This is a genomic window from Halobacillus sp. Marseille-Q1614 (genome assembly GCF_902809865.1).
GTDB lineage: Bacteria > Bacillota > Bacilli > Bacillales > Halobacillaceae > Halobacillus_A.
In genome coordinates this window covers 1,336,382-1,351,437 of sequence record NZ_CADDWH010000001.1, presented here as the reverse complement: position 1 = coordinate 1,351,437, position 15,056 = coordinate 1,336,382, and the positions used below count along the sequence as shown (strand labels likewise).

Below are 15,056 nucleotides of genomic sequence, written 5' to 3'. Positions count from 1 at the left end.
AGGAGGAGTGTTTCCTATGTCATTTTTCGAACGAGAATATCGGGAGATTATTACAAAAGCTGTCTGTGGTAAAGGTAAGAAGTTCACTGAAGCAACCCACACGATAAGTCCTTCCCACCGTCCCACTAGTATTCTAGGCTGCTGGGTTATCAACCATATCTACAACGCTAAGAAAAAAGGCGACTGTGTAGAAGTGTCCGGCAGCTATGATATCAACGTCTGGTATTCTTATAACGACAATACCAAAACGGAAGTTGTGACGGAGCGTGTGAGCTACTGCGATCATGTACCATTAGTAATCAAAGACGACAACTGCATTAACGATGACTTAGAGGTCGTTGCGAAAGCTGTGCAGCAGCCAAACTGCTTAGAGTGTAAAATTGCCGCCCAGGGACAAAAAATCGTTGTAGAAGTTGAGAGAGAATTCCAAGTTGATGTCATTGGGGAAACCAAACTTTGTGTAAAAGTGGACCCGAACGGCTGTGATGATGATTGTGATTATGATTTTGATTTATCATCCGATGACTTCAACGCTATTGAAACTGAGTTTTTGCCTAGCAGCAGCAGTAGCAGCAGTCACAATCATAAGAAGTAAAGGTTATGTCCTTGCTGGTTCAGCGGGGCATTCTTTTTTTAAAAGTTCTGATATTCATTCAAGCCCTAAGATTATGCTATAATAGATTTATCATAAGAACGAGAAAAAGCGCGAATCCTGCGCTTTTTCTTTATTATAGGATCTGTTTTTTTATGTTATATGTTATGGAAAAGAGGGAGGAAGCGACACTCCTGCAGAAAAAACGAGCCAGGCGAGACCCCACAGCGAGAATACTCGTCGGTTCGTCCGCTCAAAAGGGAGCGGATTCCATCTTTACCCTGCATTGGGACAGAATCTAATTAAGGACGTTTTGGAGGATTAATAGCATGGCACAATACACACCGATGATGCAGCAATATTTGAAAATAAAAGCCCAGCACAAAGATGCTTTTCTGTTTTTTAGATTAGGAGATTTTTATGAAATGTTCTTTGAAGATGCGTTACGTGCATCGAAAGAGCTTGAAATTACATTAACGAGCCGGGATGGCGGCGGAGAAGACCGTATTCCGATGTGCGGAGTCCCTTACCATTCCTCGGAAAATTACATAAAACAGCTGATCGAAAAAGGATTTAAAGTCGCGATATGTGAACAGGTGGAAGACCCCAAATCTGCCAAAGGTGTAGTGAAACGTGAAGTCGTACAGCTCATTACTCCAGGCACGGTGATGGAAGGAACGATGCTGGACGAAAAAGAAAATAATTATTTAGCATCAATCAGTCACTTTAATGATGGGACCTATACGGTCAGCTACAATGATTTAACGACAGGTGAAAACAGTATTGCTTTAATCACCGACGGGTTTGATGCAGTGCTCAGTGAACTGTTTAACCGTCCCGTCAAAGAAGTTGTTATCGACCCCGGCTTAGACGAAGCCAAGCAATTAATGCTCAAAGAGCGGTTAAATTATACGATATCGTTTGGAACGGAAACTAAGATTGATGATTCTTTTGAAGGCCTGCTCGTAAATATCCACTCGGAAAAATCCATCACCGGATTTGGAAGGTTATTTAATTATATTCAACAGACCCAAAAACGGTCGCTTGACCACCTCCGTCCTGTTGTACCGATTGAACTAAAAAAATATATGTCTCTTGATATGTATTCTAAGCGGAACCTGGAACTGATGGAAACGATGAGAAAACAGGGGAAGAAAGGAAGTCTTTTATCCATTCTTGATCAGACGATTACCGCTATGGGTTCACGGACGCTGAAAAAATGGATGGAGCGCCCGCTGCTTTCACAAGAGGAGATTACGAAAAGACATGAGCAGGTTGAAGGAATGCTCGATCAGTTTTTGGAGCGGGAAACGGTAAGAGAGCAGCTGAAATCCGTTTATGATCTTGAGCGGCTGGCCGGCCGTGTAGCCTTCGGTAATGTAAATGCCCGCGACCTTATTCAATTGAAAGCCTCTTTAACATCAATACCAAACCTGCTTGAAACCCTTCGGCAGTTTGATCATCCGTCAATAGGGAGCCTTTATAATTCGGTTGATCCGTTATCTGATCTTGCTCAGCTTCTTGATGAGAGTATAAAAGAAGATGCACCGCTGACGCTGAAAGAAGGCGGAATGATCCAGGATGGATACCACCCTCAATTAGATGAATATAGAGATGCATCAAGAAACGGTAAGAAATGGATCGCTGAGCTTGAAGCCAAGGAACGCCAGGCGACGGGCATTAAGTCATTAAAGATCGGCTATAACCGTGTATTTGGCTACTATATTGAAGTGACGAAAGCGAACATACAGAACCTTCCAGAAGGACGCTATGAAAGAAAGCAGACATTAACGAATGCGGAACGTTATATTACACCCGAATTAAAGGAAAAAGAAGCTTTGATTCTTGAAGCCCAGGACAAGAGCATGGAGCTTGAATATGAGTTGTTTCTTCAGGTAAGAGAACAAGTGAAAGCTTACGTTCAGAAGCTCCAAGTATTAGCGGAGCAAGTGAGTAAAATTGACGTCCTGCAAGGTTTTGCTCATATTGCGGACACTCACCGCTATGTAAAGCCATCCTTTAATGACAATCGCTGTGTCGATATAAAAGAAGGCCGCCACCCGGTAGTGGAGCAGGTCATGAAAGAAGAGTCTTTTGTGCCGAATGATATTTTCATGGATGAATCAATGGATATTCTTCTGATTACAGGGCCTAACATGTCAGGTAAGAGTACGTACATGAGGCAGCTGGCTTTAACGGCGATTATGGCTCAAATGGGGAGTTATGTTCCTTGTGAATCTGCTTCTCTTCCAATTTTTGATCAAATTTTTACAAGAATAGGAGCGGCTGATGATTTAGTATCCGGCCAGAGTACATTTATGGTCGAAATGCTTGAAGCCAACCATGCGTTAACTCATGCCTCAGAAAACAGTTTAATTCTGCTTGATGAAATCGGCAGAGGGACGAGCACCTACGACGGCATGGCGCTGGCACAGGCGATCGTGGAACATATCCATGAAGAGATTGGGGCTAAAACTTTGTTCTCGACCCACTATCATGAGTTAACGTCTCTTGAAGATGAACTTCCGCGGCTGCGTAACGTTCATGTCCGAGCCGAAGAATATGAAGGAAATGTCGTGTTCCTTCACCAGATTCAAGAAGGAGCGGCTGATGAAAGCTATGGTATTCATGTCGCTAAGCTGGCTGATCTGCCAGAATCATTGATTCAAAGAGCGAATCATTTATTAAGCACGTTAGAATCCGGAAGGGAAGAGACAGTCGCTGCAGTTGAAGAAGAGCAGCTAAGCCTATTTGTGGAAAAAGAAACACAAGAGGTGAAGCCAAGCGGCCTTGAGAAACAGCTGAAGAATCTAAATCTGATGGAAATGACACCAATGGATGCGATGAATGAGCTGTATCGTTTACAAAAAAGTCTTAAATCCTAGAAGAGGGGAGGGGAGAGTATGGGACTGATCCAGCTGATGCCGGACCACCTGGCTAATAAAATTGCTGCTGGTGAAGTTGTGGAGCGGCCGGCTTCTGTTGTAAAAGAGCTGGTCGAAAACAGTATCGACGCCGGCAGTACTACGATTTCCATCGAGCTGCATGAAGCAGGACTGCAGCGTATTAGGATCGTTGACAATGGAAATGGCATGGACGAAGAAGATGCCGTTTTATCCTTTTCCAGGCATGCAACGAGTAAAATTAAAGGTGAACAGGATCTCTTTCATGTCCGTACGCTCGGGTTTAGAGGGGAAGCCCTCGCGAGTATTGCGGCAGTGAGCCGGTTAACAATGCAGACTTCACCAGGTGATAAGGCGGGAATTAAGCTTGGGCTTGAAGGCGGTAAGCTGATTAACCGTGAAAAAAGCGATGCAAGAAAAGGGACGGAAATCACCGTTGATGAGTTGTTTTATAACACGCCGGCCCGCTTAAAATATATGAAGACAATCAACACGGAGCTTGGACACATTACAGATCTCTTAAATCGAATGGCGTTAGCTCATCCGGAAATTCAATTTTCCTGTAAGCATAATGATAAAGAGCTTTTCCGAACGAATGGACGGGGTGACCTCCTTCAGGTAATTGCGAAGATTTACGGAATGAACGTTGCAAGAAAAATGATCCCTGTAGAAGCTGAGAGTTTGGATTTTACAATCAAAGGTTATATTGCTAAGCCGGAAGTTTACCGGGCATCGCGAAGTTATACTTCTACGATTGTGAACGGCCGTTATGTACGGAGCATTGCCCTTAATAAAGCGATTCAACAAGGCTATCATACATTGCTTCCGATCGGTAAAAGTCCGATTTCCGTAATAAATATCGATATGGATCCCATTCTTGTTGATGTAAACGTCCATCCTGCCAAGCTGGAAGTCAGGTTTAGTAAAGAGAAAGAACTTTTTGACTTGGTATCGGACACCATTCAAGGGGCATTTCGAAAAGAAACGCTGATCCCGCAAGTAACAGATGAGCCTTCGAAACCTGAAAAAATAAAAAGTACGCAAGGTTCGTTCGATTTATATGAACCGAAGCAGACACGTGAACCGATGAGTTCACCAATAGTGCAGGAGCAGCCTGATTCTTATAAAAAAGAGCAGACTGAGATTCTTGAACAAATGCAGCAGGAGGTTATCAATCAGCCAGCTGCGGAAAACACTTCTGAAGACTATAGTCAAATGGAAGAAGTGGATAGGCCTAAAAAAGAGAAGCGAAGAGTTCCGGTAATGTATCCGATCGGACAGCTCCATGGTACGTATATTCTCGCTCAGAATGAAGAGGGGATGTATATTGTCGATCAGCACGCGGCTCAGGAAAGGATTAAATACGAATTCTTCCGAGACCGAATAGGGGAGGTCGAACATGAAGTTCAGGAGCTTCTTGTACCAATGACCTTCGATCTTCAATATCAGGAAGCTTTGAAAATTGAGGAATACAAAGAAGAACTCGAGAGGGTGGGGCTATTCTTCGAACCTTTCGGGGACAACAGCTATATTATCCGCGCACACCCTCAGTGGTTTCCAAAAGGTTTTGAAGAAGAAGTTATCCAGGAAATTATTGAGCAGATTTTCAATGAAGAACGAATTGACCTTAAGAAACTTAGAGAAGAAGCGGCTATTCTTATGTCGTGCAAGCGGTCGATTAAAGCCAATCATTATTTAAATCATGAGGATATGTTTCGGCTTCTTGAAGATTTGCGGCAGTCAACCGATCCGTTCACCTGTCCACATGGACGGCCGATCATTGTTTTCTTCTCGGAATATGAAATGGAAAAAATGTTTAAACGTGTTATGTAAAAACCAGTTTTCTTTGACTATTTAGTGGAAATCGCTCTGGAAGTGAAGGTCGCACGCTCCGCCTTGTCACATAGTTTACTGCAGTAAAACTACAAAAGAAGAAAGAAAAAAGCATGTTCCCTTAGGAACATGCTTTTTTTAAATTTACATAATAATATTTATGATGTTTGTTTCTGCTGAAGAAGAAAGCGGAAGTAGTTTTCAATCTGATGAATCTCTTCAGCCTGAACGCTGAGCCAAGATTTTTTATCAAAAATAACCGAACGATCAAATCCTTTTGCCTCAAGAAACTGTTTGATTTCTCTAATTTCGTCTTCCTGTTCATCACTTAGACCTAGTAAGTAATCTGCGGTCGTATGAAGGGCGTAAGCGATTTTCGATAAGTCCTCAAGATCGGGTGACGTGTACTGTCGCTCCCAGTTGGATACGACTTGAGCAGAAACACCAACTTTTTCAGCAAGCATCGTCTGAGTCAAACGACGCTTCTTACGCAATGACTTTATCCTTTGATGAACCACTTCATACACCTCCTGAACTTATTTTACCACAAAACTAACGAATGTCGATATTAAAACTAACGAATTTGTTGATTTTCATTAACGGAATCCGTTAGTAGTAGTAACGATTTCCGTTAGTTAAGGCGCTGAGGTATGATTCCTATGCGATTCATGTATAATGGAAACTGGGAAAGGGGGTATTTTATGAAACCCACAGTTGTGAGCGTCGTTGGTCCAACTGCTGTAGGAAAATCAGAATTAGGAATTGAAATCGCCAAACGTTTTAATGGTGAGGTGATCAGCGGAGATTCGATGCAAATCTATAAAGGGATGGATATAGGAACAGCCAAAGTCTCAACAGAGGAAATGCAGGGAGTCCCTCATCACCTTATAGATATTAAAGAACCGGATGAATCTTATTCGGCAGCAGAATTTCAGTCTGCTGTCCATCGTTTAATTGAAGAATTGACACAGCGCGGGAAGCTGCCGGTGATTGTTGGGGGAACAGGTCTTTACATACAATCAGCACTATTTGATTTTCAATTTTCCAGCCAGAAAAGAGACGATCAAATCATAGAACGCCTTGAACAAGAAGCGGAAGAAATGGGGATACAGGCTTTGTATGACCGGTTAGCAAAAATCGATCCTGATCAGGCGGAAAAAATCCACCCAAATAATAAGCGGCGGGTATTTCGTGCTCTGGAAGTTTATGAATCAACGGGTAAAACGCTCAGTGATTTTCACAGCGAACAATCTATTGATTCTCCCTTTGAACCTATACTGATTGGACTTGAGATGGAACGTGAAACCCTGTATGAGAGGATTAACCACCGTGTTGATTTAATGCTTCAGCAAGGTCTTGAGGATGAAGTGCTTTCCCTCTTTAATAAAGGCCTCGCAGACAGCCAGGCGATGAAAGCGATCGGGTATAAAGAATTTCTGCCTTATTTTGAAGGGGAATATGATTTAGGCAGGGCGGTTGAACTGTTAAAAAGAAATTCGCGGCGTTATGCAAAGCGCCAGTTCACTTACTTTAAAAACAAGATGGACGTTAAATGGTATATGATGGATCCGGCTTTAAAAAACGAAAGAATCGAAAAAATATTGACAGATTTAGCAGGAATGCTCGAAGAAACCTAGAATGTTATTAATATAGATAGAAAAGAGGAGGAAAATCTATGGCTCAGTCTGTAAACATCCAGGATAATTATTTAAATCAGTTAAGGAAAGATCGCATGCAAATTACCGTGTTCTTGCTAAACGGCTTCCAATTAAGAGGCGTTGTTAAAGCCTTTGACAATTTTACTGTACTTTTAGAAACCGACGGGAAGCAGCAGCTCATTTTTAAACATGCGATTTCTACTTTTGCCCCTGCAAAAAATGTCTCACTTGATAAAGAAGTTTAAAATGAACGAGCGCTTTTCGCGCTCGTTTTTTTATTGTCTAGGAAATTATAAAATTCCAAGCTGTGGATATATATGTTTAAAAGATCGACATCCAGCTCCAGCCCCCAGACACTCGCGTCATAAGCAAAACGGCCGGAGGAAGGTGGCCTTCCCTTCCGCAGGGCGGATTGCTTATGCGTTTCGTGTCTACCAGGGCGCTTGCGCCTTTGTTCTTGGAAGCAGAAGCGGTGGGCGTCTGTCACGAAAAACTCCGTATTTGCGTATGATACATGGAAGTAAGGAGGGATTCGTGTGAGTCAGCAGGCCAAACTAGCACGCCAGGGAACGATCAATATCGTCCTGCAAGAGGGACAGAAGACAGCGAATGCTCAAAAAAACCCTCAAACTGTTTCCAAACCCCAGCCTTTTCGTGTAATTGATAACTATTTTTCTTCGGTTATTGGTTTAGAAGATCTCAAAAAGAGGATGAAAGAAATATACGCCCAAGTCCTGATTGAAAAAAAGCGTAAGGAAATGGGTCTAAAAAACAATGCTCAAGTGCTTCACATGATCTTTAGAGGAAATCCGGGAACAGGGAAGACGACCGTTGCCAGGAAAGTGGCGGAGCTGTTCAGGAATGTCGATGTATTGGAAGAAGGTCATTTCATCGAAGTGGACCGAAGCGAGCTTGTTGGTGAATATATCGGTCATACAGCGCAGAAAACGAAAGATTTAATCATGAAAGCTCGGGGCGGAGTATTATTTATTGATGAGGCTTATTCCTTAGCGCGGGGCGGCGAGAAGGATTTTGGTAAAGAAGCGATAGATACAATAGTGAAATGTATGGAAGATTACCACGATGAACTTATTATCATTCTGGCAGGGTATCCAAAAGAAATGGATGACTTTTTAAAGATTAATCCAGGCCTGGCGTCAAGGTTTCCGCTGCAGCTCACTTTTCCGGATTACTCGGCGGATGAGCTGGCGAGTATAGCGAAAGTGATGATCGCTGAGAAAGACTATGCTTTTACGCCGCAAGCTGAACGGAAGCTATACGAGCACTTAAAGGAAACCTGCAAGTGCCCGCCAAAAAACTTTTCTAATGCCCGGTATGTAAGGAATGTGATTGAAGAAGCTATACGTAAACACGCTTATCGTTTAGCAGACAGGGCGGAATGGGATAAATCGGATTTAGTCTTCTTGCAGCCGCCGGATTTTAAGCTGTAAGGAGACTGATTGATTAATTTTTTGATAAGATGAAGAGTAGTCATTTTTATTTTAGTGAAAAGGTGGTGGCATTTATGGAAAAAGAACAAGTTATTCTCGTTGCAAGAAAAGCTCCGAGAGAAGATGAGGACAGGTTTCATTCTTCTTTAGAGGAGCTTCGGTCACTGACGGAAACCGCCGGTGGTGAAGTATGTAACATTACGATTCAAAATAGAGAACGCATTCACCCTGCCACCTATTTAGGGGAAGGAAAGTTAGGCGAGATTAAAGAGGAAGCAGATGAGAAAGGTGCCCAGCTCGTTATTTTTAACGATGAGTTATCTCCTGGACAGCTCAGGAATATAAGTGACCGGCTGGAGCGCAGAGTGATTGACCGCAGCCAGCTGATATTGGATATTTTTGCGAGCCGTGCGAGAACGAAAGAAGGGAAGCTCCAGGTTGAGCTCGCCCAGCTGGAATATCTTCTGCCGCGCTTAACCGGTCAGGGAACAGCGCTTTCTCGTTTAGGCGGCGGAATTGGAACAAGAGGGCCGGGGGAAACAAAGCTTGAAACCGACCGCCGTCATATCCAGAGGAGGATCGATGATATTAAACGGAGGTTAAAGGCGGTCGTTAAGCAGCGGGAACAATATCGGAAGAGGCGCGGTGAGAACTTCGCTTTTCAAATTGCTGTCGTCGGCTACACGAACGCCGGGAAGTCGACGTTCTTTAATCGTCTGACAGACAGTGATTCATTTGAAGAGGATCTCCTCTTTGCTACTTTAGACCCGCTGACACGCCAAATCAGACTGCCATCTGGGCTCCGAGTACTTGTTTCTGATACTGTAGGTTTTATTCAGGACCTGCCGACAACGCTGATTGCTTCGTTTCGATCAACACTTGAAGAAGTGACCGAAGCGGATTTTATTTTGCATATGGTAGACGCCTCCCATCCTGATTATTCCGAGTATGAAAAAACAGTTCATCAGCTCCTCAAGGACCTGCAGGCTGACCACCTGCCAACGTTAACGGTGTATAATAAGAGGGATTTGCTTACAGGCGATTTTATACCGCCGACAAACCCTTCCATCACAGTAAGCGTAAAAGATCCGGCCGATATTATGAAGCTTGCCGAAAAAATCGAAAAGGTGCTTATTGAAGACTGGCAGGTGTACAAAGTGTTCGTTCATGCATCTGAAGGGAAGAAATTAGAACAGCTGAAGGGGCAAAGTATCGTTACTTCAGTTCAATTCAATGAAACAAAAGAAGGATATGAGGTTGAAGGTTATATTCATCCGAAGCATCCATTAAAAACAAATCTTATGAGTTAGGAAGTATGATTTATGGAAGACATCATTAGACACGTGGAAGAAACAATCGCTCCATATCACAAGCAGATTTCAGCAAAAGTGGAAAAAAACCAGGCGAAAGTGCTGCAGGCTTTTCAGGAATTAAAAATTTCCGATTCGCATTTTAACCCGACGACGGGGTACGGATACGACGATTATGGACGAGATGCGCTCGAAGCTTTATATGCGAAGGTTTTTAAAGCGGAAGATGCAATTGTCCGTCCGCAACTAATTTCCGGCACCCACGCGATTACAACAGCTTTGTTCGGAGTGCTTCGCCCTGGGGAAGAGCTCTTATACATTACCGGTGATCCTTATGATACGCTTGAAGAAGTAATAGGAACTGCGGGCGGCAAAGACACTGGGTCTCTTAGTGATTTTGGAGTCAGGTACCAGTCGGTTCCTCTCCTGTCCCAAGGAGATATAGACCTAAATAAGACCGAGGAGGCGATAAATTCTCAAACGAAAGTTGTCGCCATCCAGCGTTCGAAAGGGTATGCCGACCGGCCTTCATTTACGATTGATAAGTTGGAAGATATCATCACATACATACGATCGGTAAGGGAAGACGTTGTTATATTTGTTGACAATTGCTACGGAGAATTTGTAGAAGAAAAAGAACCGGTAGAAATCGGAGCTGACCTGATTGCAGGATCACTCATTAAAAACCCGGGCGGAGGAATTGCTAGAGTCGGTGGTTATATTGCCGGAAGGAGCGATCTTATTGAACAGTGCAGCTACCGTTTAACAGCCCCTGGTCTTGGAAAAGAAACCGGGCCGAGCTTAAATACGCTGCAGGAAATGTACCAAGGCATCTTTTTGGCTCCGCATGTTGTCGGGGAAGCGTTAAAGGGAGCTGTGTTCACAGCTAAACTGCTTGATGAATTAGGTTTTGAAACCTCACCTAAATTTAATGATAAACGGACAGATCTTATCCAGTCCGTCAGCTTTCAAACGAAAGAACAGATGATAAGATTCTGTCAGTCGATTCAGGCTTCATCACCGATCAATTCTCATGTAACTCCATATCCAAGCCCGATGCCGGGCTATGAAAGTGACGTCATTATGGCGGCGGGTACGTTCGTTCAGGGAGCAAGCCTCGAGTTAACAGCAGATGGCCCGATTAGACCGCCTTATATGGCTTTTGTCCAGGGTGGCTTAACCTATGCGCATGTCAAAATTGCCGTTACAGAAGCGGTGCACAAGGCACTGGAAGATAGAGAATAGGAAGTCTGGATAATTTTTTGAAAATTTTGATGTGAAGTTTTGTAACATATGTTGACATTAAAACGGTCTCACGTATAATAAAAGTAGAATTTCATTTTGGGGGTGGCTGTCGATGAGTGATCAAATTCGTCGTTCCATGCCGTTGTTCCCTATGGGAATTGTCCAATCCTTGACTGATCTTTCTGCTCGGCAAATCAGATATTATGAACAGCACAAGCTTGTCACTCCAGCTAGATCGGAGGGCAACCGCCGCCTGTTTTCTTTTAATGATGTTGACCGCCTTCTTGAGATAAAAGCTCTTATCGAAAAAGGTGTAAATATGGCAGGTATTAAGCAAGTGCTTTCTATAACTGAGCAGCCGAAGAATGAGGAATACGATAAAGAAGTCGTGGAGGAAGTTCATAACGAACTGACAGACCGCGAACTTCGCCGTATGCTGCAGCATGAATTACTCACTGCGGGAAGACAAGGGAAGATGAGTCTAAGACAAGGAGAAATGTCTAGGTTCTTTCATTAGATCATAATTAGGAGGAGTAACATGGGATTAACTAGAGAAGAAATTTTCAAAAAGATTGATGAAGAAAACGTAAAATTTATCCGTCTTCAATTTACTGACATGCTGGGAACTATTAAAAACGTAGAAATTCCAGTAAGCCAGTTAGACAAGGCATTAGACGGAATGATGATGTTTGACGGGTCTTCCATTGAAGGATTTGTTCGAATTGAAGAATCTGATATGTACTTAGTACCAGACTTGGATACATTCGTTGTATTCCCGTGGTCATCTGAAAAAGGGAAAGTAGCCCGTTTTATCTGTGATATTTATAATCCAGACAAAACTCCTTTTGAAGGATGCCCTCGTTATAACTTAAAGCGTAACCTTAAGAAAATGGAAGAGCTTGGCTTCTCCGCATTCAACATTGGGACAGAGCCGGAATTTTTCCTGTTTAAATTAGATGAAAAAGGCGAGCCGTCTATGGAGCTTAACGATAAAGGCGGATACTTTGACCTTGCACCTACAGACTTAGGTGAAAACTGCCGTCGTGATATTGTACTTGAGCTTGAGGAAATGGGCTTTGAAATTGAAGCTTCCCACCACGAAGTAGCTCCTGGGCAGCACGAAATTGATTTTAAATATTCCGATGCGGTCAAGCACTGTGATGATATTCAAACATTTAAGCTTGCCGTTAAGACGATTGCCCGTCAGCACGGACTTCACGCGACATTTATGCCTAAGCCGCTGTTCGGTGTAAACGGATCAGGAATGCACGCAAACATGTCCTTATTTAACGAAGACGGGAATGCTTTCTTTGACGAAAATGGAAAAGAGCAGCTTTCAGAGGTAGCTTACCAGTTCACGGCTGGAATCATCAAGCATGCAACAAACTTTACAGCTGTAACGAACCCTACAATTAACTCTTACAAGCGTCTGGTTCCTGGTTATGAGGCTCCTTGTTATGTTGCCTGGTCCGGCCAGAATCGAAGCCCGCTTGTACGTGTGCCGACTTCACGCGGGCTAAGCACACGTATCGAAGTGCGCAGTGTTGACCCTGCCGCTAACCCGTACCTTGCGATGGCTGTACTGCTTGCAGCGGGACTTGACGGGGTAGAGAACAAACTGGAAGCTCCATCTCCAGTAGACCGCAACATTTATGTGATGAATAAAAAAGAGCGTGAGGCTCACGGTGTACAAGACCTGCCAGCCACTCTTTATGATGCATTAGAAGAACTTCAAAAAGACGAAATTATGGTTCAAGCTCTAGGTGAGCACCTGTTCGAACACTTTGTAGAAGCGAAGGAAATCGAATGGGACATGTTCCGTACACAAGTTCACCCATGGGAACGCGAACAATATATTCAGCAGTATTAATAAAAAAACTGGATGCCGAGGCATCCAGTTTTTTATTCCTCTAAAAAGGCGAAAGCTAGCTGATCAGCATTTTTCGTATAAAGGTTCTTATTTTTTCTGCAGCATAGAGGGTGAGTTTGATTTCCGGATCCTTCATAAGGCAGTATTCAAAAACCAGCCCGCGATAAAATAGTAGTGTCATTTCTACAAAGTCCTCGGTAGGTCCATAAAATCTGAATTCCCCGCTCGTTTTTCCTTGTTCAATAATGTTAGTGGTTATTGGATATAGTTTTCTTTCTTTACCTATAATTAACGATTCCTCGTTATTTGCAGTAAGCTGATTAGAAAGAACAATAGACAAGAATTCATGTCCAAGATTCTCAGAAAATAATAAGCCTGCTTGTAAGACGGTTAAAAGCTGTTCTTCATTTGACCGGCCGTCGGGCTGCTCCGTTAATGCTTTTTCGTAAGCATCATCAATCTGCATGTAGTGATCTAAAATTACCTCATCTTTTGACTTGAAATACGTATAAAAAGACCCCTTGGAAGTCCTTGCAAGCTGTGTGATGTCTTCGACGTTAACATTTTCATATCCCTTTTCCTTAAACAATTTAACCGCACTTTCCGCAAGAGATTTTCTAGTATGGAGAGCTTTTTTCTGACGTGAGGAAAGTTTGTTTTTCATTGTTATAACCCGCCCTTCTTAGCTGAATTATAAATGACTGAAGTCATTAATTCAAGTCAATGACTATAGTCATTGACACTAGTCATGTTAATTTAATAAAAATGTACCCCTTAAAAAATGGAGTACGCAGATCTTTTCTATTTTCCTCTAATGCCTTCTTTTTGTATTTATGGTATTGCATTGCGGATACTCAAAATCACAAGCTGATAAAAAATGAAAACCTGGGCTTTCGGCATATCAAATTTAAAGCATGGTTTTCAATTGAAGGGAAAGCGTATGGCGACCTCCTGCGTTTAAATTCTTCATTCTAATAGGTAATACCATTCAGCTTCTTTAAATCGTGTTTGACGGTTCAGGCTAATGGTGGAGTGATGAGACTTACGATCAGTTAAGTTCAACCCCAAAAAACCAGCGATAAGCTACATAGGCTGAATCTGTCTTTTTAACTCACGCTCGGAACTGCTGCCGTACAAATAACCGATGAATCTCATTTTGAATAGCACAAGAGGATCAAGAGATGGACGACCATTGTCTTCTGAATAAAACGGACGTACTTTTTCTAGGTAAAGGAGAAATCTATGTATTGATCAATCTGGTCTTCGGGCACAAGCCCTTCTAACGTTACCATTTCCATTTCAATCTGCCGATCATTTCTTAATTGGAACAAAGGAATCACCTTTTCCAAAGAAATCTATCTTCAGGGCATAAAGAGATCAAATTTTTGAAAAAGACCAAAAAAATAGGGCTGTCGAGAACTTTCTCGACAGCCTGAGATTCCCTTCTGCAAGTAGTGAAAGGGAATCTTTTAAACTTAATGCACCGTCCGATATAAACCTACGACTTTACCTAAAATACTCACATCATTCAAGATAATGGGATCCATTGTGGCATTCTCCGGCTGTAGGCGGATATGATTACTTTCTTTAAAGAAACGCTTTACCGTTGCTTCTTCATCTTCTGTCATTGCGACAACTATATCTCCATTGTTAGCTGTTGTCTGCTGTCTGACAATTACCATATCTCCATCTAAAATTCCGGCTTCAATCATACTTTCTCCTTGAACGACAAGAACAAATGTAGTGTCCTCAGGACCCGCCAGTGTGTCAGGAAGCGGGACATATTCTTCGATATTCTCGATCGCTGTAATAGGCGAACCTGCCGTAACTTTACCAATAACAGGAGCATAAGCTGCTTCGCTCTTAGGAATGGCATTCTCTTCTTCAAGCTCGATAACTTCAATGGCTCTAGGTTTCGTCGGGTCGCGGCGGATGAATCCTTTTTTCTCTAATCGTGATAAGTGCCCGTGAACAGTAGAGCTTGATGCTAATCCGACAGACTGGCCGATCTCTCTTACTGAAGGCGGATAACCTTTAAGTAACACTTGTTCTTTAATGAAATCTAGTATTTCCTGCTGCCTTTTAGAAAGTTTATTCATATTTATACACCTCGAACATAGGATTTAATTACATACATTCTATCATGATAGATTTAAAAATACAAACAAGCGTTCGAAAAAAACCATTGACAAGA

At 42.6% G+C, this 15,056-nt stretch carries 13 protein-coding genes and 1 pseudogene; 10 read left to right on the top strand and 4 right to left on the bottom strand.

Annotation, left to right across the window (positions count from 1 at the left end):
* The first annotated feature begins 16 nt into the window (after positions 1 to 16).
* From HUS26_RS06800 to mutL, 3 genes are all read left to right on the top strand, one after another.
* Positions 17 to 595, top strand: a complete 579-nt coding sequence (locus tag HUS26_RS06800) for an outer spore coat protein CotE (protein ID WP_173918769.1) — start codon at positions 17 to 19, stop codon at positions 593 to 595.
* A gap of 326 nt (positions 596 to 921) precedes the next feature.
* Complete coding sequence (gene mutS / locus HUS26_RS06795) at positions 922 to 3,477, top strand: DNA mismatch repair protein MutS (RefSeq protein WP_173916435.1); 2,556 nt, start codon at positions 922 to 924, stop codon at positions 3,475 to 3,477.
* 18 nt (positions 3,478 to 3,495) lie between these two features.
* Complete coding sequence (gene mutL, locus HUS26_RS06790; protein WP_173916434.1) at positions 3,496 to 5,328, top strand: DNA mismatch repair endonuclease MutL; 1,833 nt, start codon at positions 3,496 to 3,498, stop codon at positions 5,326 to 5,328.
* Positions 5,329 to 5,486: 158 nt separating this feature from the next.
* On the opposite strand, the gene HUS26_RS06785 is transcribed toward mutL, so the two are convergent.
* Positions 5,487 to 5,846 carry a helix-turn-helix domain-containing protein gene (locus HUS26_RS06785; protein WP_173916433.1) on the bottom strand — a complete coding sequence of 120 codons (360 nt, stop codon included), beginning with the start codon at positions 5,844 to 5,846 and terminating at the stop codon, positions 5,487 to 5,489.
* A 183-nt stretch (positions 5,847 to 6,029) separates the two neighbouring features.
* On the opposite strand from HUS26_RS06785, the gene miaA reads away from it, so the two are divergent.
* The 7 genes from miaA (at position 6,030) to glnA (ending at position 12,862) form a co-directional block, all read left to right on the top strand.
* A complete protein-coding gene (miaA, locus tag HUS26_RS06780) occupies positions 6,030 to 6,965 on the top strand; it encodes a tRNA (adenosine(37)-N6)-dimethylallyltransferase MiaA (protein ID WP_173916432.1) in 936 nt (311 codons plus the stop codon).
* A 38-nt stretch (positions 6,966 to 7,003) separates the two neighbouring features.
* Positions 7,004 to 7,231 (top strand): RNA chaperone Hfq, encoded by a 228-nt coding sequence (gene hfq / locus HUS26_RS06775; RefSeq protein ID WP_173916431.1) that lies wholly within the window; start codon positions 7,004 to 7,006, stop codon positions 7,229 to 7,231.
* A gap of 291 nt (positions 7,232 to 7,522) precedes the next feature.
* Positions 7,523 to 8,437, top strand: coding sequence for an AAA family ATPase (locus tag HUS26_RS06770; protein ID WP_254434147.1), 915 nt, complete (start codon positions 7,523 to 7,525; stop codon positions 8,435 to 8,437).
* A gap of 74 nt (positions 8,438 to 8,511) precedes the next feature.
* Positions 8,512 to 9,747 carry a GTPase HflX gene (gene hflX / locus HUS26_RS06765; RefSeq protein WP_173916430.1) on the top strand — a complete coding sequence of 412 codons (1,236 nt, stop codon included), beginning with the start codon at positions 8,512 to 8,514 and terminating at the stop codon, positions 9,745 to 9,747.
* Positions 9,748 to 9,759: 12 nt separating this feature from the next.
* Positions 9,760 to 10,992 carry a methionine gamma-lyase family protein gene (locus tag HUS26_RS06760; protein WP_173916429.1) on the top strand — a complete coding sequence of 411 codons (1,233 nt, stop codon included), beginning with the start codon at positions 9,760 to 9,762 and terminating at the stop codon, positions 10,990 to 10,992.
* Positions 10,993 to 11,104: 112 nt separating this feature from the next.
* Complete coding sequence (locus HUS26_RS06755) at positions 11,105 to 11,509, top strand: MerR family transcriptional regulator (protein WP_173916428.1); 405 nt, start codon at positions 11,105 to 11,107, stop codon at positions 11,507 to 11,509.
* Positions 11,510 to 11,530: 21 nt separating this feature from the next.
* Entirely contained in the window at positions 11,531 to 12,862 is a 1,332-nt protein-coding gene (glnA, locus tag HUS26_RS06750) for a type I glutamate--ammonia ligase (RefSeq protein ID WP_173916427.1), read from the top strand.
* A 55-nt stretch (positions 12,863 to 12,917) separates the two neighbouring features.
* Here glnA and HUS26_RS06745 read toward each other — a convergent pair whose 3' ends face one another.
* The 3 genes and pseudogenes from HUS26_RS06745 to lexA all read right to left on the bottom strand — a co-directional run bounded on the left by HUS26_RS06745 (position 12,918) and on the right by lexA (position 14,961).
* Positions 12,918 to 13,526: a TetR/AcrR family transcriptional regulator gene (locus HUS26_RS06745; protein ID WP_173916426.1), complete on the bottom strand. Its 609-nt coding sequence runs from the start codon at positions 13,524 to 13,526 to the stop codon at positions 12,918 to 12,920.
* A 323-nt stretch (positions 13,527 to 13,849) separates the two neighbouring features.
* Positions 13,850 to 14,199 (bottom strand): annotated as a pseudogene (locus HUS26_RS19985) (transposase); the annotation flags it as partial.
* 138 nt (positions 14,200 to 14,337) lie between these two features.
* Positions 14,338 to 14,961: a transcriptional repressor LexA gene (gene lexA, locus HUS26_RS06735; RefSeq protein ID WP_173916425.1), complete on the bottom strand. Its 624-nt coding sequence runs from the start codon at positions 14,959 to 14,961 to the stop codon at positions 14,338 to 14,340.
* Positions 14,962 to 15,056 lie beyond the last annotated feature (95 nt).